This is a genomic window from Modestobacter caceresii (assembly GCF_000761485.1).
GTDB lineage: Bacteria > Actinomycetota > Actinomycetes > Mycobacteriales > Geodermatophilaceae > Modestobacter > Modestobacter caceresii.
Genome location: NZ_JPMX01000040.1, coordinates 51,574 through 70,856, shown reverse-complemented (window position 1 = coordinate 70,856; position 19,283 = coordinate 51,574). Strand labels below are relative to the sequence as shown.

Sequence of the window (19,283 nt, the reverse complement as noted above, 5' to 3'; positions counted from 1 at the left end):
CCGGGACGACCGACAACTGATGGGCCGCGGAGTGCTCTCCGCCAGCGCGGTCGGGGGCCCACCGCGTCAGGCGGGCGGCCCCCGTTCGCTCAGTACCCGGACGGCGTCCCGTAGTAGGTCGGCGTGCGCGGGGTGTAGTGCTCCTCCAGCGCGGCCACCTCGTCGTCGGTGAGCTCCACGTCCAGAGCGGCGACCGCGTCGGCCAGGTGGTGGGGCTTGGTGGCACCCACGATCGGCGCGGAGACGACGGGGTTCCGCAGCACCCAGGCCATGGCGACCTGGGCCATCGAGACCTCGCGTGCCTCAGCGATCCGCTGGACGGCGTCGACGGTGCCCTGGTCGCTGTCGAGGAACAGCGGGGTGCCGGCGGAGTCGGTGGTCGGGTTCATCCCGCCGCGGGTGGTGCTCGTCTGGCCCCAGGGGCGGGCCACGAGTCCGGCGGCCAGCGGCGACCACGGGATGCTGCCCACGCCCTGGTCGGCCAGCAGCGGGAACATCTCGCGCTCCTCCTCGCGCATGACCAGGTTGTACTGGTCCTGCACGGAGATGAACGGCGTCCAGCCGTTCAGTTCCGCGGTGTACTGCATCTTCGAGAACTGCCAGGCCCACATAGACGACGCGCCGAGGTAGCGCACCTTGCCAGCCTTCACGACGTCGTGCAGGGCTTCCATGGTCTCAGCGACCGGGGTGTTCGGGTCGAAGCGGTGGATCTGGTAAAGGTCGATGTAGTCGGTGCCCAGACGCCGGAGCGAGGCGTCGACCTGCTCGAACACGGCGCGGCGGGACAGGCCCTTGCCGCCCGGGCCCGAGCCCATCGGCGCGAAGAGCTTGGTGGCCAGGACGACGTCCTCACGAGTGCTGTACCTGGTGATCGCCTCGCCGACGATCTCCTCGCTGGTGCCTGCGCTGTAGACGTTCGCGGTGTCCCAGAAGGTGATGCCCAGTTCCACGGCCTGCCGGAAGATCGGCTCTGCCCCCTCGGCGTCCAGCGCCCAGTCGAAGCCGTTGCCTGGCCGGCCGAAACTCATGCAACCGAGCGCGATGCGGCTGACCTCGAGACCTGAAGTTCCCAGTCGGGTGTAGTCCATGGACACGAGTCTGAGAGCAGTGGCACCCCCGCGCGACCGTCCTGGGGGGCTCTGTCAGTACCGGGTTGGGTGGTGCCCGCCTCGCGGCGTGGAGCAGCGCGTGATCCATCCAGCCGCCCGGTCGTGCCCGGCCGTCCGGAGGCGCCAGGACGGCGGGAGGGAACGGGGACGCCGGCCGACTGGCCGGCGTCCCCGTTCCGTTCAGCGGCCGCGTGCCGAGAAGGCGGCCAGTTCCTGCCGGACTGCGGTGGGCTCGGCCGACAACGGCATGTTGTCGATGTCCAGGACCGCGTCGAGTGCTCCCTGCGGATCTGGCTGCAGAGCGGAGAACAGCGGGTCCAGATCGGTCGGGGCGGGCCCGCGCTCGGCGACCAGCTCCAGGGTCTTCCGCTCCGCCGCTGGCGAGGAGAGGCTGGCGACCAGCACCTCGGCGATCTGCCGGCGGGAGACCACGCCGTCGGCCGGTGTGCCGGCGTGGCGGCGGTCTCCCTGCAGCATCACCAGCTCCAACTGGTCGGGTTGGTTGTAGTCGAACCAGCCGGGCCGCACGATCGTGTAGGGCAGGCCGCTGGCGCGGACCAGGCGCTCGCTGCGTCGCTTCCAGTCGTGGCCCGGATAGGGGTTGGTGACCCCGATGGCGGTCATCAGAGCGATCCGGGCCGGCCGGCCCCCGAGTACCTGCAGGACGTTGCGGACGGCCCCGTAGTCGACGAGCTCGGCAGCCCGCGCCCCGCCGTGCGAGCCGTGGGTGAAGACGACCGCGTGGACCCCGTCGATGGCCTCGGTCAGGGTGTCGGCCTGGGTGAGGTCGCCTACGACGATCTGTGCGTCGCCCGGCAGGGATGCCGTCCGGCCACGGTCCCGGACGAGGGCCCGCGTCCGGTGGCCGCGGCGGATCGACTCCGCGACGACCAGCTCTCCGATGCTGCCGGTGGCTCCTACGACGAGGACGTCGGTGGGGGCGTTGGTGCTCATGGGTCTCCTCAGTTGTGGCCGGCGTAGATCTGCGTCTGGCCGCCGTCGACGGTCAGTTCGGTGCCGTTGATGAAGCCGGCAGCGTCGGAGGCGAGGAAGACGACGGCGTTGCCGATGTCCTCCGGCCGGCCGATGCGGCCTACCGGGATCTCTTCCACGACGCGCTCGACATAGGCAGCCGCGCCCTCGACGCCCATGTCCTTCGCGTAGGACTCGGTCTCGATGACGCCGGGGCTGATCGCGTTCACCCGGATGCGACGGTCGCGCAGCTCGTTCATCCAGGTCCGGACGAAGCTGCGCAGCGCCGACTTGCTGGCCGCGTACACGCCGAAGGTAGGCAGGCCCATGGTCTGGGTGATGGAGGTGTTGACGATGATCGACGCACCCTCGCGGAGCAGCGGCAAGGCGGCCTGCACCGTGAACAGCGTGCCCTTGCCGTCCAGGCCGAACCCCTTGTCGAACTCCTCCTCGGTCAGGTCTTCGACCGTGCTGTACCAGGCGGCACCCGCGTTGGCGAAGACGATGTCGAGGCGTCCGTGGTCGCGTCGGATCGTCGCCACGACGTCGTCCATGGCGGCTCGGCTGGTCACGTCCGCCCGGATCGCCCTGGCGTTCTCGCCGAGTTCGGCGGCGGACCGGTCCAGGCTCTCCTGGTTCCGGCCGGTGATGTAGACGAAGGCGCCTTCCTCGACCATCCGCTTGGCCGTGCCGAAGCCGATGCCGGAGTTGCCTCCGGTGATCAGCGCGACCTTGCCTGCGAGCTGTGGCATGCCCTCTCCTCTTCTGTGGGACCGGTCGTCGGTCGACCGGTCGGCGACCGCTGGACACCGAGCCGCTGGTCAGCGGCCGGCGAAGGACCGGCTGAAGCTCTGTCCGGACTTGACGAGCGACCGAGCCGGCTGCAGGCGGTCCTGCTCGTACTCGAGCAGGGCGACCGGCACCTCGTGGGCGTCCGTGGCAGCGGTGGCACGTCCGAGCGCCTCCGCATCGGCCAGCGAGGCTGCGAACCCGCTGCCGGTCATGGGGGTCGGGACGTGCGCGGCATCCCCGACCAGGACCAGCCGGCCGGCCACCAGCCGGTCGGGGAGGTACTCGCTGATCGGGGTGGCGGTGACCGCGCGCCGTTCGATGGAGTCGATGATCGCGGTCGACCAGGGCGCCGGCCAGTGCTGACGGGCCCCTGCGGCCAGCTCGGCGTAGGTCTCCTCCGGTATGTCGGTCTCGCGCAGCGAGTGCTGCACGACGCTGCCCTCGACGGCGCCGATCCGGCGGAGGAGCCCGTTGCGGCTGGCGTCGTACCAGGCCCAGCCAAGACGCCGAGACCCGACGGTCGGCAAGCCGTCGGGCGCCGGCAGCGGGTAACCGAGCAGCAAGTGCCCGCCGCTGGAACGGATGTCCAGGCCGGTCGGCCACCGCACCGAGCCGAGGCCCTGCTCGTCGGCGACGCCCAGCCACAGCACGTACCCGGCGAACCGCGCGTCCGGCCGGTCCGGTGCCACCGCGGCACGCACCAGCGACCGGTACCCGTCCGCGCCCACCAGGAGGTCACCCACGTGGACCGCACCGGTGTTCGTGGCCGCCCAGGCCTGGCGGGCGTCCTGCCCGACCTCCACAACGGGGGAGTGGTGGTGCAGCCGGATGCCGGAGTGCTCGGCGGCCGCGGCCTGCAAGCCGGAGTGGAGGGCCTGCCAGGTCACGGGGAGGCCTCCGCTGACGTCGGCCGCGTCGTGCGCGAGGTGTGGCAGCACCGTGGCGGAGGCCTCCTGTCCGAGCAGCCGGACGAGGTCGGGCGGGTCGACCGCCAGCGCCGCGCTGCTGGAGCGGCGGGCGCCCGCGCGCTCCAGCACGGTGACCTGCCAACCGGCCCGCGCCAGGGCGAGGGAGGTCATGAGGCCGGCCAGCGAGGCACCGACCACGACCGCATGCCGGCGGTTAGTGCCTGCGCCCTCACTCCTGGGCGGACCGTAGCGGGCGCGCTCGTGGCTCAAGGCTGGAGGAGCACCTTGATGGCGCGCCGCTCGTCCATGGCCAGGTAGGCCTCGGCGACCTCGGACAGGGGCAGGGTGAGGTCGAAGACTTTGCCCGGGTCGATCTCCCGGCGCAGCACCAGGTCCAGGAGGTGCGGCAGGTATGCGCGCACCGGCGCGACGCCGCCGCGGATGCCCTTGTTGGCCCAGAACAGCTCGTCGGTGGGCAGGTCGCCGTGCGGGACCCCGACCAGGCCGATCATGCCGCCGGGGCGGGCGTAGGCCACGGCCTGGGCGCGGGCATTTTCGGTGCCGACGCACTCCAGCACGGCGTCCGCACCGATGCCGTCGGTCAGTTCCCGCACCTGCGCGAGGCCCGCGTCGCCGCGCTCGGCGATGACGTGGGTGGCGCCGAACTCCCTGGCCACCCGCTGGCGGGGCTCGTGCCGGCTCATCGCGATGATGGTGGTTGCCCCAAGCTGGGCAGCGGCCAGTACCCCACTGAGGCCCACCGCGCCATCGCCGACGACCACGACGCTCGAGCCGGGCCGGACATCGGCGGATACCGCCGCGTGCCACCCGGTAGCCATCACGTCGGACAGCGCCAGCAGGCTGGGGATGAGGTCGGCGTCGGGCTGTCCGGGCGTGGCGAGCAGCGTGCCGTCAGCGTCCGGGATGCGGATCTTCTCGGCCTGGCAGCCGTCGAAGCCGCCGCCGTGCTGACAGTTGGCCTGCATGCCCTTGGCGCACACCGCGCAGGTGTTGTCGCTGTGCAGGAACCCGCCGACGACGAAGTCGCCGGGCTTCACGGTGGTGACGGCGTCACCGACCTGCTCGACGATCCCGACGTACTCGTGGCCGATCGGCGTCGACTCCAGGACCTCCTGGATGCCCCGGTAGCGCCACAGATCCGATCCGCACACGCAGGCGGCGACGGTGCGGATGACGGCATCGGTCGGCTCGGTGACGACCGGGTCGGGCCGGTCCTCGAATCGGATGTCCTTGGTCCCATGGATGACAGCTCCTCGCATGTCCCCATGACACAACCCTTGCTGAGCACGCGGGAGGACCTGTCACTACCTCCCTGGAGACGTTTCGGGCGCGCCCGAGTCGACTTCCGCTCGCGTTGTGCTTCCCTGCCAGGCCCGAGGTCCCGCGGGCATGTCCTACTTCAACCCGGGTCTGCAGGTGGCGACTTCTCGGCCGGTAGCCGACCGAGAAGTCGCCACGCGGGGCTCGTCGGGCAGATGGCTCGACGAGCCCCGACCGAGGTGTGAAGGTCTCAGACGGTCACGATCGGCTTGATGACGTCGGGGTTGCGACTGCGCATCAGGTCGAGCGCCTCCGGGAGTTCGTCCCATCCGTCGAAGCGATGCGTGATCAAGCCGGTGGGGTCGAGGCGGTTCTGCTCGATGAGGCGCAGCAGGCGGGTGTAGAACTCTCGTCCGGTCTGCACGAAGACGCCCGTGAAGAACTTCTCGATGCCGCCGTATGACAAGGCGTCCATCGGCAGGGTCACCGTGTCCTCGTAGTACAGCGACACGTTGGCGATGTGCCCGCCGGGCTTGACGATCCGGAAAGCGGCGGTGAACTGGTCGCTCGCCGAGCCGCCGGAGGCGACCAGTACCGAGTCCACGGGCACCCCTCCGGTGAGGGCCAGGACCTGATCGACGACGGGACCCTGCTTGTAGTCAATCACGTCGGTCGCCCCGTACCGGCGGGCGAGGTCCAGCGTCTTGGGGCGGGAGCCGATGACGATGATGCGACTCGCGCCCTTGAGGGCCGCGCCGGCGACGCCCATGAGGCCGACCGGGCCCACGCCGAGGACGGCCACGATGTCGCCGAACTCGATCTGCATGCGCTCGACGCCGGTGAAGGCTGTGGCGACCATGTCCGGCACCATGAGCGCCTGCTCGTCGCTGACCCCGTCGGGGATCGGTGCCATCGACATGTCGGCGTCGAGAGCCCTGACGTACTCGGCGAAGACGCCGCCCTGCAGGGGATCCTCCGAGAAGTAGGGCATGTTGTTCGGGTAGTACTTCGCCTCCCCGCGCTGTGCCTGGGGGATCCGCCAGTCGGCGCCGCCGGCGGACAGGATCACTCGGTCCCCGGGAGTGAAGTCCCTGACGAGGTCGCCGACCTTCTCTACGACGCCGACTCCCTCGTGCCCCAGCGGCTTGCCGATCGCATTGGGATAGGGGGCGGCGTTGATCATGTGCACGTCCGTGGTGCAGGTCGCCACGGCCGTGGTGCGTACGAGCGCATCGTAGGGGCCCAGGGGCGGCACCTGGATCTCGCCGAAGGAGGCATCGCCTCTGCCGTGCAGGACATATCCGCGCATGATGAACACCTTTCCGCAGTGTTGGGTCGCAATTTCCGACGGGGAACCCTGGCGTCACCTCGGCTGCCGGGGCATGCCTTCGGTGACGGGGGACGTCCAGGGGTCCCTGCCGTGCGGTGGGGCGCCGGTCCGCGTGGCAGGCGCAGTCGACGTCCGCCTCGCACGGGGTGGGTCTCGATCCCGCCGAAGGCTGGAACAGCGGTTCAGCAACAGCGGGTGAGGCAGCCGCCGGACCGTGTGCTGCGCCGTCCGAGCGGCGGCGCAGCACACGTCGTCAGGCCGCCAGGTGCTCGCCGAAGAACTCGGTGAGCTTGGCGACCGTGGGGCTGACGTACTCGTCCTTGTCGTACAGGTCGACGTGGGTGGCCCCGTCGATCCAGAACAACTCCTTGGGCTCGTCGGCCCTCTTGATCGCCTCTTCGCTGAAGTACGCCGTCTCGGCCTGGGTGCCGGCGATCATCAGGAGCGGACGCGGCGAGATCCGTTCGATGTGCGCGTACGCGTCGAACATGGCGAAGTACTCGATGCTGCGCGGCACCCACCAGTTGGGAGAGCGCGGGTGGAAGCCTCGCGCGGTGCGGTAGTACTCCCAACACTCGTGGTAGTGCTTGGGCAAGCCGGCGGTTTCTTCCTCGCGCTCGGGCAGGGTGCGCGCGTACACGACCCCCTCGTTCCGCGCCTCAGCGGTGCGCATCACGCCGGCCTGGTCGAGCATGGCGCTGGCGACGGCCGGGTCGTTTGTCCGCCCCAGACCGTTGAGGTACAGGTCTGCGGCGTCGAGGGCGCTGACGGTCGCCACTGCCTTGATGCGCCGGTCGGTCTGCGCGGTGAACGGGACGTACCCGCCGGAGGCGCAGATGCCGAGTGCGCCGATCCGCTGTGGGTCGATGTCCTCGCGTGCGGCCAGGTGGGAGACCGCGCTTTTGATGTCCTCTGCGCGCTGGAAGGGGTCCTCCACACCGCGCGGTTCACCCTCGCTCTCGCCCTGGTAGGCGGCGTCGAAGGCGAGGGCGGCGAAGCCTTGGCGGGACAGGCGTTCGGCGTAGAGGCCAGCGGTCTGCTCCTTCACGCCGCCCCACGGGTGGGAGACGACGATGCCAGGCAGCCGGCTGCCGTCGTAGGTGTCGGGCACGTACAGGTGGCCGGCGAGCATCAGCCCCTTGCTGGGGAACCTGACGTCGAACTTCATGCTTGTCCTCCTCGGCGGTGACCGGCTACGCGGATGTGCAGGGGTGCACGTCGTGTACCGCGGCTGGGACGCCACGGCAATCGGCGCGACACGGGGACGGCCGACCCGACGGCGGACGATGGGCGGACAGGGCGCCGTGCGTCGGCTCGTCGGGAAAACCTCGATCCAGGATCCGGATGCGTGTGCCGAGCGACGTCTTCGAGGCTATTCGGGAATGGGTGGGGGAGGGAGGGCCTGGCAGGGCCTGCATGACGCGGACGCCGGCGGGGCAGGAAGGAGCGGTTGAGATCCGCCGGACGGGTGATTGGCGGGTTCAGGCGCCGAGGTCCTCGTTCCTATCGTGGGTGGAGTCCTTCTCCGGCAACTGGTCCAGCGACCAGGCGGTGAGGCGCTCTAACGCCAGGGCGGACGCCGACCCCGGACGGGCGGTGTAGACGTGCATCGTCAGTCCGGGATCGATCGGCGGCTGAAGCGTCTCGTACTGAACCTCCAAGGAACCGACGACCGGATGGTTCAGCTGCTTCGTCCCGGCCCCGTGCAGACGGACGTCATGCGCAGCCCAGCGGGCGCGGAACTGCTCGCTGCGCGCGCAGAGCTCGTCGACCAGGGAGGTGAGACCTGGGTCGTTGCTCCGGGCCGCCTCGGTGCGCAGGACACCGACGGTGGCGTCCGCGGCCTCAGGCCAGTCCACCCAGAAGTCGTGGGCGCGCGGCTCGAGGAAGGCGAAGCGGGCCAGGTTCACGGGCCGGGCAGGGGCGCGGTACAGCTCGGAGTAGAGCGCGCGACCGAGCCGATTGCCGGCGAGGATGTCCAGGCGCTGGTTGCGGACGATGGCCGGCACGCCGGTCATGGCGTCCACCATCGCCTGCAGACCCGGCCGCAACGTCGACCGAGGGGACTGCCATGGTGCGCGGGCCTGTGCCGCGCGAGCGAGGTCGAAGAGGTGGGCCCGTTCGACGTCATTGAGCTGGAGCGCGCGGGCGATCGCCTCAAGCACGCCGTCGGAGGCGCAGCTCAGATTTCCGCGTTCCAACCGGATGTAGTAGTCGACCGAGACCCCGGCAAGACTCGCCAGCTCTTCCCGACGCAGCCCAGGGACTCGGCGGCGGCCGGTGGCAGTAGGCAAGCCGGCCGTCTCTGGAGTCAGCCGGGCGCGTCGCGTGACCAGGAACTGCCGCACCTCAGCCTGGGCGTTCACCGTGTCAGGGTAAACCGGCAGACAGGGCCTTGTTGGTACCTCCCGGCCGGGCGGGTAGGCACCCGATCATGGTCGAGCACCGCAACACCAGAGGCCGCCTGCACATGCTGAGCGCCGTCCGACACACCGACGAAACTGACCGCGCGACGACGTTCGAGCTCTTCTTCGACCTGGTGTACGTCTTCGCCGCGATCCAGATCACTGGGTACATCTTCCGGACGCACAGTGCTCTCGGCGTCGTGCAGGGCATGCTGCTCCTGGCCCTGCTGTGGTGGACGTGGACGGGGTACACCTGGCTGGGCAACCATGCGCGTGCCGACGAGGGGCTGGTGCGTACCGCGATGGCGGTGGCGACTGCGGCGGTCTTCGTCGTCGCGGTGACCATTCCTGAGGCGTGGCGCGACGCCCCCGGCGGTCTGCACGGCCCACTGGTTCTCGTGTGCGCATTCCTGTTGGTGCGCTGTCTGCACCTCACCGTGTACTCGATCGCCGCCGGTGGGGACCCGTCGTTGCGGCGCCAGATCGCTGTGAGCTGGATCCCTACAGCCGCCGGTGCGGTCCTGCTTGTGGCCGGTGTGCTGCTTGGCGGCGCGGCTCAGACGCTGTTGTTCGGCGCTGCCCTGGTCGTCGACTGGGGCGGGGTGTACCTCACCTCCCTGCGAGGTGGCTGGCGGGTGCAGAGCGCCGGCCATTGGACCGAACGGCACGGTCTGTTCGTCCTTCTGGCCATCGGGGAGTCGGTGGTCGCGATGGGTGTCGGGGCGGCCGAGCAGACCGTCGGGGCGCCGTTGATCCTGGCCTGCGTGCTCGGGATCGCTGCTGTGTTGTGCCTGTGGTGGCTGTACTTCGACGGGATCGCGGTCGCTGCGGAGGAGCGGATGGCGGCAGCGCCGGGCCAAGCGCGGGCGAAGATGGCGATCGAGGGCTACACCTACGGGCACTTCGTGCTCGTCGCTGGCGTCATCCTGGCCGCGGTCGGTGTGGAGGGAGTGATCGCCAACGCCGACGAGACCGAACGACTGGACGGCTTCTACGCCGTGGCGCTGTTCGGCGGGTTCGCCGTCTACCTCGCCGGCCACCTGCTGTTCAGCAACCGGCTACGTCTCCCTGTCAGCCGAGCCCGGGTGGTGACCACGGTTCTGTTGCTCGCGGTGACCCCGCTGGCGGCGTACGCGCCGCCACTCGCCGCGCTCGCCGGGCTGCTGGCGATCCTCGTAGCACTGATCGCCGTGGAGACGCGGCGCTACGCGCACCAGCGGAACGAGGACCGCAACGCGCCGGCCCCCTGACCGGAGCGGCGGACTCCGGCACACGTGCCGCCAGTTGGCGTGCATGCGCTCTCGCGAACATTCCGGGCGCCGGGCGAGCGGGGCCGTCGCCCCGGTCAGGTGCGAGGTGACCGGAGCTCCACGACGGTCACCTCGGGGCGGGCCCCCACCCGCATCGGCGGCCCCCAATAGCCGGCACCACGGGTGACGTAGATCTGGGTGTCGCCGTAACGGCTCAGTCCCTCCACGACGGGCTGCTCGAGGCTGACCACGTAGTCGAACGGCCACAACTGACCGCCGTGCGTGTGCCCGGACAGTTGCAGGTCCACGCCGGCCGCTGCCGCCTGCGCCACCTGCACCGGCTGGTGCGCGAGCAGCACGACGGGCGTGTTGTCGTCCCGGCCGTCGAGGGCTGCGTCGAGGTCGGCCCCGTGTCCGGGAACACCCGAGGCGGCCGCGGTGCGGTCGTCGATGCCCGCCAGATCGAAGGTCGCCGTCCCCCGGCGCAGCGGGACGCGCTGGTTGCGGAGGACCTCCACCCCGAGGGTCGGCAGGTGACGCAGCCACGCCCGGGTGTCGACGAAGTACTCGTGGTTGCCCGTCACGAAGTACACGCCCTGCTCGCTGACCAGGTCGGAGAGGGGGGCCACGTCGTCGCGCAGGTCGTCGACCTCGCCGTCCACCAGGTCACCCACGACCGCTACGACGTCGGGCCGCTGTGCGTTGACGATCTCCACCAGCCGCTCGAACCGTCGTCCACCGTACGTCTCGGAGAGATGCCCGTCGGAGAAGGTGACGATCCGGAACCCGTCGAACGCGGGATCCAGTCCACGCAAGGTGATGGGCACGCGCTGGACGACCGGAGCGCTGTTGGCGAAGTACGTGCCGGCGCCCGTGGTGCCGAGAGCAACGACACCAGCCGTGGTCGCCATGCTCCGGGCCAGGAACAGCCGCCGGGACGGGTCGACCACGCGGCCGTTCTCCGGACGATCGCGGTGGGCGTGGCTCTGCCCGTCGGGCCGAGCCGGGGCGTCCTCGCTGCCTGATCGGCTGCGGGCCCCGCTCGGGACGGTCTCCGGTTCCCGTTCGGCTACGCCGGCTCCTGGGGCCGGCGCTGGTTGCGGGATGGGCCTGCGCGTCCAGCCCCGGAGACCCAGCCGCACCGGCTCGAGAACGAGGAGTGCGAGGAAGAGGTACAGGAGGACGCCCACCACGCTGTAGGCGATCCAGGACAGGGGAGTGACAGCGTCCTCGGGGACGACGCGATCGAGCCCCCCGGCGGTCAGCGGGATGAGCACGACCACGACGGTCAGGGCGGTCAGCCACCGCCGCGTGCGGCCAGGCACCGTGGTCGCGCGGACCAGGCGCCACCAGAGGTAGGTCGGCAGCACCACCAGCACGAACAGGAGGACGGCGATGAAGAGAAGGGTTCCGACCATGGGTAGAAGCGGTCTCCGAAGGACGAGGCGGACGATCGAAGGGGTTCACGAAGGCGTCGGGCCCGGACGGTTCCTGCCGCCCGCCGGCGGGACCTCACTCCCGGAGCAGGAAGGCCCCGTCGAGGAGGATGTCCGTCCCGGTGGTGCAGCTGGACAGGTCGGACAGGAGGAAGGCGACGATCCCGGCCATCATCGCGTAGGCGAGGCCGTCGAGGTTGACGCCCATGACGGTGCGCCAGTTCTCCGGCCCGGTCTCGTGGAGCAGGCCCCCTCGCCCCGTGATGCCGGCGTTGTTGACCGCGAGGTGCAGGCCGCCGAACTCGCGGGCCGTGCGCCGGACGGCCTCGCCCAGCTCGTCGCGGCTCGAGACGTCCCCGGCGACGGCGAGAGCCCTGCCGCCCTCTCGGGCGTTCAGCTCCGCGACCGTCGCCTCGAGTTCGTCCTTGCCGCGGGCCATGACGCCGACGTTGGCGCTGGAGGCGGCCAGCGTCTCGGCGATGGCCTTGCCGATCCCCTTCGAGCCGCCGGTGACGAAGGCGGCCTTTCCCGCGAAGTCGATGTTCACGCTGCGCTCCTCGCTCTGGCTGTCCCGCCACCGAGGTCGGGTCCACGCCGGCTGTTCCCGAGCTGACCCATCGGAGTTGTCGTTCGCGAAGACGCTCAGGCGCGGTGACCGAGGGAGGCGAGGTCCTGCTGCACCGTGTCGGGCTCCTGCGACAACGGCATGTTGTCCGGGTCCAGGACGGCGTCCAGCTCTCCCTGGGTGTCGGTCCGGAGGGTGGCGAACAGCGGGTCGAGGTCGGCCGGGGCGGGGCCGCGCTCGGCGACGAGCTCGAGAGTCTTCCGCTCCGCCGCAGGCGAGGTCAGGCCGTCCACCAGCACCTGGGCGATCTGGCGGCGGGAGATCACACCGTCGGCCGGCGTTCCCGACTGACGGTGGTCGCCCTGCAGCATGACCAGGCTGAGCTCGTCGGGGTCGTTGTAGCCGAACCAACCCGGGCGGACGATCGTGTACGGGCGGCCGCTGGCACGTACCAGGCGCTCACCACGGCGCTTCCAGTCGAGAGCGGGCCTGTGGCGGGTGACCCCGATCGACGTCATGAGGGCGATGCGCGCCGGCCGGTCGCCGAGCGCCTGCAGGACGTTGCGCACGGCGCCGTAGTCGACGAGCTCGGCGTCCCGCGCGCCGCCGTGCGATCCGTGGGTGAAGACGACCCCGTCCACGCCGTCCACCGCCTCGGCGAGGGTCTCGGCGCGGGTCAGGTCGCCCACGACGACGTGCGCGTCGGCGGGCAGGTCCCTGGCTCTGCGGCTGCTCCGGACCAGGGCGCGGGTCCGGTGACCGCGGCGGAGGGACTCCTCCACGGCCAGCCGTCCGACGCTGCCGGTGGCTCCGACGACGAGCACGTCGGAGGGTGATGTCTCCATGAGGTTCTCCTTCGGATGAGAGCGGGCGCCGGGCGGCGTCGCAGCGTGGCCGGGCCGGGGCGAGATGCGCCTGGTCACGGTCGGGTGTGCCTCGTCGCGGTCAGGCGCCCGCTGGGCGCAGGGTGGCGTTGTCGATGACGAACCGGAAGCGGACGTCCTTGGCCACGGTCTCGGCGACGATGCCCACGATCTCGTGGCCGGGCATGCAGGGGAAGGTGGTGGCCAGGGCGCCGTCGAACTCGTCGCGGGCCTGGTGGACGTCGGAGTGGCAGACGCCGCAGTAGCGGATGTCGATCAGCACGTCCTCGGGTCCGACCGGTGAACGGTCGAACTCCAGGGGAGCGAGCGGGCTGCTGGCGTCGGAGGTGGCGTAGCCGATGTTCGCGGGCACGGTGCCTCCTGTCGGTGAGGGTCCGCGAGGGGACCGGGGACGTCGAGAGGCCGGGAGTGCGGGCGTCGTCGCACCGGTACCACCACGGCCTGACTCTTCGGTCCTCCCCGGACGGCGTCCGGGCTACACCGCAGGAGGGAGGCCCTGCCGGTACCTGTACCGGCAGGGCCTCGCGTCGCCGATCAGTTGTGGGCGGCGTAGATCCGCGTCCGGCGCCCGTCGACCGTCAGCTTCCGGGCACGCGACCATCGACGTGCGCAACTGGTCCCGCGTCGTGGAGATCGAGCAGGACGAGGGGCACGCGTGGGCGGTGGCGGGAACCGGCGACGTCCACACCTGGCGGCCGCCTGCAGCCGGCGTGCAGCGCTCCCACGTCACCGGGAGTCCAGCGCCCGTGGCCGCCGCATCGACCGCGAGGTCGGGCCGGCACGGTGACGGAGGCCCCGATCCGAGCAGCCGGAGCAGGTCCTGCGGGTCCACGGCCGGTGCTGCGCCGCTCCTCCGTAGGATGCCGACGCGTTCCAGGACCACCACGTGCCAGCCGGCGCGTGCCAGAGGCAGCGAGGTCACCAGACCCGTCAGGGACGCACCCACCACGACTGCACGCCGAGGTGCCGGCGCGACAGTCCGGTCGACCCCGTCGACGATGTGTGGGCCCGTCACATTCGCGACGTAGCTACGCACCGACGAACTTCTCCGAGGCACTGTCATGACTGGGCACACCGGTTCCTCCCGTACCCGCCGCCGCGGCTCACCGGGGCGGCGGTGCCCGCGTGGTCGGACGGCGCTGGGGTGCCTTGGCAGTACCTGGCGCCACTCCCCGTCCTGCGGTTGGCTGTAGATGCGGCAACGCTGTCGAGGGCACCGCCTGTGTCCGCCCACGGCCCAGCACACCTCGCGTCGACCGATGCCGCCGGTCCACCGCCGCCCCGAACCGATGGAGAAGCATCTCGATGACGGTCGCTGACAGCCGGTCCACTGCCGGCGGCACCGGTCTGCTCGCCAGGATGGCGCCGTTGCGTCGGCATCTGCGCACCGAGGCCGGTGGGGCGGGCCTGTTGCTGGCCGCCACGGTCATCGCGCTGCTGTGGGCCAACTCGCCGTGGGGTGACAGCTACGACGACTTCTGGCACACCCCGGTGCGATTCGGGGCCGGGGACAGCGAGCTGTCGTTGGACCTGCAGCACTGGGTGAACGACGGCCTGATGACCTTCTTCTTCTTCGTAGTCGGGTTGGAGGTCAAGCGCGAGCTGTCCATCGGGGAGCTCGCCGACCGGCGGAGAGCTGCGGTCCCGGCACTGGCCGCCCTCGCCGGACTGGTCGTCCCCGCCCTGGTGTACGTGGCGTTCAACCTCGGCGGGGAAGGGGTGGCCGCCTGGGGTGTGGTCATCTCGACCGACACCGCCTTCCTGCTCGGCGTCCTCGCCCTGGTCGGCTCGGCCTGCCCACCTCAGCTGCGGGTCTTCCTCCTGGCCCTGGCGATCGCCGACGACGTCGGCGCGCTCGCCGCCATCGCGTTGTTCTACACCGAGGACCTGCGGTTGCTCCCGCTCGGTCTGGCGGTGCTGGTGCTGGGGCTGATGCTGGGGCTGCGGTGGCTCAACGTCTGGCGGGGGCCAGCCTATTTGGTACTCGGGACCATCGCATGGGTCGCCCTGTACCTCTCTGGTGTCCACCCGACGTTGCTGGGCGTGGTGATCGCGTTGGTGACGCCGGCCTACATCGCCCGGCGGGAGGAGGTTGAGGACGCCGCTCGCCGCACCCGGGCGTACCTGCAGTCACCGAACCCGGAGTTCGCGCACGCCGCCCGGCTGTCCATCGAACGCTCCGTGCCGCCGGGGGAGCGACTGCAGCGGCTGTGGCAGCCGTGGACCAGCTTCGTGATCGTGCCGTTGTTCGCCCTCGCCAACGCCGGTGTGACGCTGTCCGGCGACACCCTGCGTGCCGCGGCAACCTCGTCCATCACACTCGGCGTCGTCGCCGGTCTCGTGCTGGGCAAGCTCGTCGGCATCCTGCTGGGCACCGTCCTCGCGGTGCGGCTGCGCTTGGGTGACCTGGCGCCCGGTCTCACCGGCTCGACCCTGGCCGGCGGTGGCGCGCTCTCGGGCATCGGCTTCACCATCTCGCTGTTCATCGTCGACCTCGCCTTCGACGACGAACAGCTCGCCGATCAGGCCCGGGTCGGCGTGCTGGCCGCCTCGTTGCTGGCCATGGCGATAGGCACGAGCACGCTGCTGCTCGCCGCCCGGCGATCCCCGGGTACGGGCTCCCGGCCCGACCTCCTCCACCCGGCGGTCGACGCCGACCGGGACCACATCAGGGGCCCGGCGGAGGCGCCGCTGACGCTGGTGGAGTACGGCGACTTCGAGTGCCCGTTCTGCGGCCGCGCCACCGGCGCGGTCGACGAACTGCGAGCGCGCTTCGGCGACCGGTTGCGCTACGTCTTCCGGCATGCACCACTGACCGACGTCCATCCGCACGCGCAGCTGGCGGCCGAGGCTGCGGAGGCCGCCGCCGGGCAGGGGCGGTTCTGGGAGATGTACGACCGGCTCTATGCCCACCAGGAGCAGCTGTCCACGACCGACCTGCTCGACCACGCCGCGGCGATCGGCCTGGACCTGCCGCGCTTCGCCCGCGATCTCGGCGCCGGCAGCCATGCCCGTCGGATAGGGCAGGACGTCGCCTCCGCCGAGGCCAGCGGCGTCACCGGCATCCCCACGTTCTTCATCGGCGGGCGCCGGCACACCGGAACCCACGACGCGGACACACTGGCCGCCGCACTGCTGGCGAGTGCGGACGAGGACGCCGTCCCGGGTCCGTTCACAGGTGCTGCCCCCGACTCCACGACGGGGGGTGGCCTTCCGGTGGGCTCGGACGAGCGCGGCCGGGATGCCGTCGTGGCGTTGCCGGACCTCCCGGCCGACCTGCCGGAGACACCGGACCGCGGCGGTGACCACCCGCGGCTGACCGACGCCCAGATCAGCCGGCTCGAACGCTTCGGCACTCGCCGGCAGGTCGTCGCCGGGGACGTCCTCTACCGGCCCGGTGACCCCGGGTACGACTTCCACGTCATCCTCTCCGGCGCGGTGGCGGTCGTCGGTCAGCTGGGCGGGGCCGATCCGGTCGTCCGGGTGCACGGCGAACGACGGTTCCTCGGGGAACTGGACCTGTTCAGCAGCCAGCCCGTGTCCCGGACGGCGGTGGTGATCCGAGCCGGCGAGGTGCTCCGCCTGTCGCAGGACCAGTTCCGCGAAGTCCTCGCCGAGGACACGGAGCTGCGCGAGCTGGTGCAGCGGGCCTTCCTCATCCGCCGCGCCATCCGGTTCGAGCTCTCCGCCGACCTGCGCATCATCGGGCGCCCCGGCAGCCCGGACACCCGCCGGTTGCGCGAATGGGCCCGTGAGCACGACCTCACGACCGATCTCGTCGACGTGGAGGCCGGCACCGACAGCGCCCTCCTGGACGAGCTCGGCGTGTCCGAGGCCGACCTGCCCGTCGTCGTCGTCCCGCGGACGGGGACGACGCTGCGTCATCCCGACGAGGCCGCTCTCGGCCGGATCCTGGGCTCGACCGACTGAGACCGGACGGCCCACGCTGGCGGTCTCCCGCGTGCGGCGAGCCGGTCCTATCCCCACCCGGGTGTTCGCCGGCGCGGTACGGGGCACGAGGTGGCCATCGCGTTGCTCATCCGGGGAGGAGCCATGGTTTCAGTGCGGAGGATCGGGCTGGTGGTCCACGGGGGCCGTCCCGCTGCCCGTGATGTGGCCGAGCGGGTTCGCGCCTGGGCCGGCCGCCGTGACGTGGCTGTCATCGACGTCGACGTGTGGACCGACCCGGGTTCCGGCTCCATGGCGGAGGCCTTCGCGACCATGGGCGCCGGTATCGACGACGCCACGGGTGCGCTGGACCTGGTGGTGACCGTGGGCGGCGATGGCACCTTCCTCCGCGGGGTGCGCGTGGCTGCGCGGCACGACGCTCCGGTGCTGGGCGTGGACCTGGGCCGGGTCGGCTTCCTCACCGAGGTGCGACCGGAGGAGGTGGAACGGGCGCTGGATGCCTGCGTAGATGGGACAGCACCGGTGGAGCCGCGACTGACGCTGCGGATGCGGGCGAGTCGGCCGCTGTCCATCCCACCGGAGATCGAGGGCCTGCTCCGCTACGGCCGAGGGCCGGCGCTGCCGCCACCGGTGCAGCGCCCCGGTGACCCGGACGACGTGGGGTACGGCGTGCCCGTGGACGAGGTCGCGGTGAACGACGTGGTCTTCGAGAAACTGGCGCGCGACCGGCAGGCCAGCCTGGGCGTCTACCTGGACGCCAAGCTGTTCGCCTCCTACTCAGCAGATGCCCTCATCGTGGCCAGCTCCACCGGGTCGACTGCCTACAGCTTCGCCGCCGGGGGACCGGTGGTCTCGCCTCGACTGGATGCTCTCGTGTTCACCCCGGTGGCTCCGCACATGGTGTTCGACCGCAGTCTGCTGCTGGCCGCGGACGAGACGGTCGGCGTCCGGGTGCTCGAGCGCTCCGGCCGGGTGGCGGTCAGCGTCGACGGCCAGCTGCGCGGCGTCCTGGAGCCCGGGGACTGGGTGGCGGTCCACGCGGGCGCCACTCGGGCGCGGTTGGTGCGGCTGCGCCCGACCGACTTCTACGGTCGGCTGCGTGCCCGTTTCGGGCTGGCCGACGCCGCCGCCGCGACCGCGGACGGAACGCCGCCGGCCGACTACCGGCCTTCGGACGACGTGCCGATGCCCGATGACATCGCCCAGCTGTTCCGCGACCTCTGAGCCGCACCGCGCGGCGACCGGACCCGACGACGCCAGGCACGTCGTGCATGCCTGAGCGGTCCGCAAGCCGGGAGGGGGGCTCTGCCGGTACCTGGAACGACCGGCCCTGCCAACCCGCGCTGTTCGAGGGTTCTCTGGTCATCACCTCCGAGGTGAAGTCCCCGCCAGAAGAGCGGCGGCACCCCGGAGCGGCTACGTCCCACGACACCTGGAGAACCGTGCTCACCGTCAACGCCTACGGCGCGACGTCCGCCACCGACCCGCTCACTCCGATGACCGTCCAGCGGCGTGATCTCGGGCCGCGGGACGTCATGATCGAGATCGACTACTGCGGGATCTGTCACTCCGACATCCACTTCGCCCGCGGTGACTTCGGTCCCGTGCCCAACCCGCTGGTGCCCGGCCACGAGATCGTGGGGACCGTCACCGAGGTCGGCCCGCAGGTGACCCGGCACGCCGTGGGTGACCGGGTGGGCGTGGGTTGCATGGTCAACTCCTGCCGGGAGTGCGTCAACTGCCGCAAGGGCGAGGAGCAGTACTGCCTCAACGGCCACACCCTGGTCTTCGGTGGGGTGGACGTGGACGGCCGGCTCACCCAGGGCGGGTACTCCACGCACGTCCCGGTGGTCGAGGACTTCGTCGTCAAGGTCCCCGCTGGTCTGGACCCGGCCGCCGCTGCGCCGCTGCTGTGCGCGGGCATCACCACCTACTCGCCGCTGCGGCACTGGAACGCCGGCCCGGGGACCAAGGTCGCCGTCGTCGGCCTGGGCGGGCTGGGCCATCTGGCGGTCAAGCTGGCCAAGGCCATGGGCGCGGAGGTCACCGTGCTGTCCCAGACGCTGAGCAAGAAGGACGACGGCCTGCGGCTGGGCGCCGATGACTACCGCGCGACCAGCGACCCGGCGACCTTCACCGAACTGGCCAACACCTTCGACCTGGTGCTCAACACGGTCAGCGCCAAGGTCGACGTCGATGCCTTCCTGTCGCTGGTCGCGATGGACGGCGCCCTGGTCAACCTCGGTGTCCCCGCCGAGCCGATGTCGGTGAACGTGTTCGCCCTGCTCGGTCAGCGCCGCTCCTACGCCGGCTCGTCCTTCGGCGGCATCCGGGAGACCCAGGAGATGCTCGACTTCTGCGCCGAGCAAGGGATCACCGCCGACGTCGAGGTCATCGACGCCGGGCAGATCAACGAGGCGTTCGACCGGGTGCTGAAGTCCG

Annotated in this window: 16 protein-coding genes; 4 read left to right on the top strand and 12 right to left on the bottom strand. The window is 71.1% G+C overall.

The window, feature by feature from the left end:
* Positions 1-89: 89 nt before the first annotated feature.
* From IN07_RS10015 to IN07_RS09980, 8 genes are all read right to left on the bottom strand, one after another.
* Complete coding sequence (locus IN07_RS10015; RefSeq protein ID WP_036335560.1) at positions 90-1,088, bottom strand: aldo/keto reductase; 999 nt, start codon at positions 1,086-1,088, stop codon at positions 90-92.
* A gap of 201 nt (positions 1,089-1,289) precedes the next feature.
* Positions 1,290-2,063, bottom strand: a complete 774-nt coding sequence (locus IN07_RS10010) for an SDR family oxidoreductase (RefSeq protein WP_036335521.1) — start codon at positions 2,061-2,063, stop codon at positions 1,290-1,292.
* A gap of 8 nt (positions 2,064-2,071) precedes the next feature.
* Entirely contained in the window at positions 2,072-2,833 is a 762-nt protein-coding gene (locus IN07_RS10005) for a glucose 1-dehydrogenase (protein WP_036335520.1), read from the bottom strand.
* 69 nt (positions 2,834-2,902) lie between these two features.
* Positions 2,903-3,979 carry an FAD-dependent monooxygenase gene (locus IN07_RS10000; protein WP_036335519.1) on the bottom strand — a complete coding sequence of 359 codons (1,077 nt, stop codon included), beginning with the start codon at positions 3,977-3,979 and terminating at the stop codon, positions 2,903-2,905.
* A 68-nt stretch (positions 3,980-4,047) separates the two neighbouring features.
* Positions 4,048-5,061, bottom strand: a complete 1,014-nt coding sequence (locus IN07_RS09995) for a zinc-dependent alcohol dehydrogenase family protein (protein WP_036335518.1) — start codon at positions 5,059-5,061, stop codon at positions 4,048-4,050.
* 251 nt (positions 5,062-5,312) lie between these two features.
* Complete coding sequence (locus IN07_RS09990) at positions 5,313-6,371, bottom strand: zinc-binding dehydrogenase (RefSeq protein ID WP_036335516.1); 1,059 nt, start codon at positions 6,369-6,371, stop codon at positions 5,313-5,315.
* A 274-nt stretch (positions 6,372-6,645) separates the two neighbouring features.
* Positions 6,646-7,560, bottom strand: a complete 915-nt coding sequence (locus IN07_RS09985; RefSeq protein ID WP_036335515.1) for an alpha/beta hydrolase — start codon at positions 7,558-7,560, stop codon at positions 6,646-6,648.
* A 313-nt stretch (positions 7,561-7,873) separates the two neighbouring features.
* Positions 7,874-8,758, bottom strand: coding sequence for a helix-turn-helix domain-containing protein (locus tag IN07_RS09980; protein ID WP_036335512.1), 885 nt, complete (start codon positions 8,756-8,758; stop codon positions 7,874-7,876).
* Positions 8,759-8,826: 68 nt separating this feature from the next.
* Between IN07_RS09980 and IN07_RS09975 the strand changes: the two genes are divergently transcribed.
* Positions 8,827-10,047 (top strand): low temperature requirement protein A, encoded by a 1,221-nt coding sequence (locus IN07_RS09975; RefSeq protein WP_081975306.1) that lies wholly within the window; start codon positions 8,827-8,829, stop codon positions 10,045-10,047.
* Between the two features lie 95 nt (positions 10,048-10,142).
* On the opposite strand, the gene IN07_RS09970 is transcribed toward IN07_RS09975, so the two are convergent.
* The 4 genes from IN07_RS09970 to IN07_RS09955 form a co-directional block, all read right to left on the bottom strand.
* Positions 10,143-11,465, bottom strand: a complete 1,323-nt coding sequence (locus tag IN07_RS09970) for a metallophosphoesterase (protein WP_036335511.1) — start codon at positions 11,463-11,465, stop codon at positions 10,143-10,145.
* A gap of 94 nt (positions 11,466-11,559) precedes the next feature.
* Entirely contained in the window at positions 11,560-12,030 is a 471-nt protein-coding gene (locus IN07_RS25710; RefSeq protein WP_052091098.1) for an SDR family NAD(P)-dependent oxidoreductase, read from the bottom strand.
* A gap of 95 nt (positions 12,031-12,125) precedes the next feature.
* A complete protein-coding gene (locus IN07_RS09960) occupies positions 12,126-12,893 on the bottom strand; it encodes an SDR family oxidoreductase (RefSeq protein ID WP_036335510.1) in 768 nt (255 codons plus the stop codon).
* A gap of 100 nt (positions 12,894-12,993) precedes the next feature.
* A complete protein-coding gene (locus IN07_RS09955; protein ID WP_036335509.1) occupies positions 12,994-13,284 on the bottom strand; it encodes an alcohol dehydrogenase catalytic domain-containing protein in 291 nt (96 codons plus the stop codon).
* A gap of 953 nt (positions 13,285-14,237) precedes the next feature.
* Here IN07_RS09955 and nhaA point away from each other — a divergent pair.
* The 3 genes from nhaA to IN07_RS09940 all read left to right on the top strand — a co-directional run.
* Entirely contained in the window at positions 14,238-16,862 is a 2,625-nt protein-coding gene (gene nhaA / locus IN07_RS09950; RefSeq protein WP_064972394.1) for a Na+/H+ antiporter NhaA, read from the top strand.
* A gap of 123 nt (positions 16,863-16,985) precedes the next feature.
* A complete protein-coding gene (locus IN07_RS09945; protein ID WP_036335508.1) occupies positions 16,986-18,065 on the top strand; it encodes an NAD(+)/NADH kinase in 1,080 nt (359 codons plus the stop codon).
* A gap of 218 nt (positions 18,066-18,283) precedes the next feature.
* On the top strand, positions 18,284-19,283 hold a 1,000-nt coding region (locus IN07_RS09940), incomplete at its 3' end, for an NAD(P)-dependent alcohol dehydrogenase (RefSeq protein ID WP_036335507.1).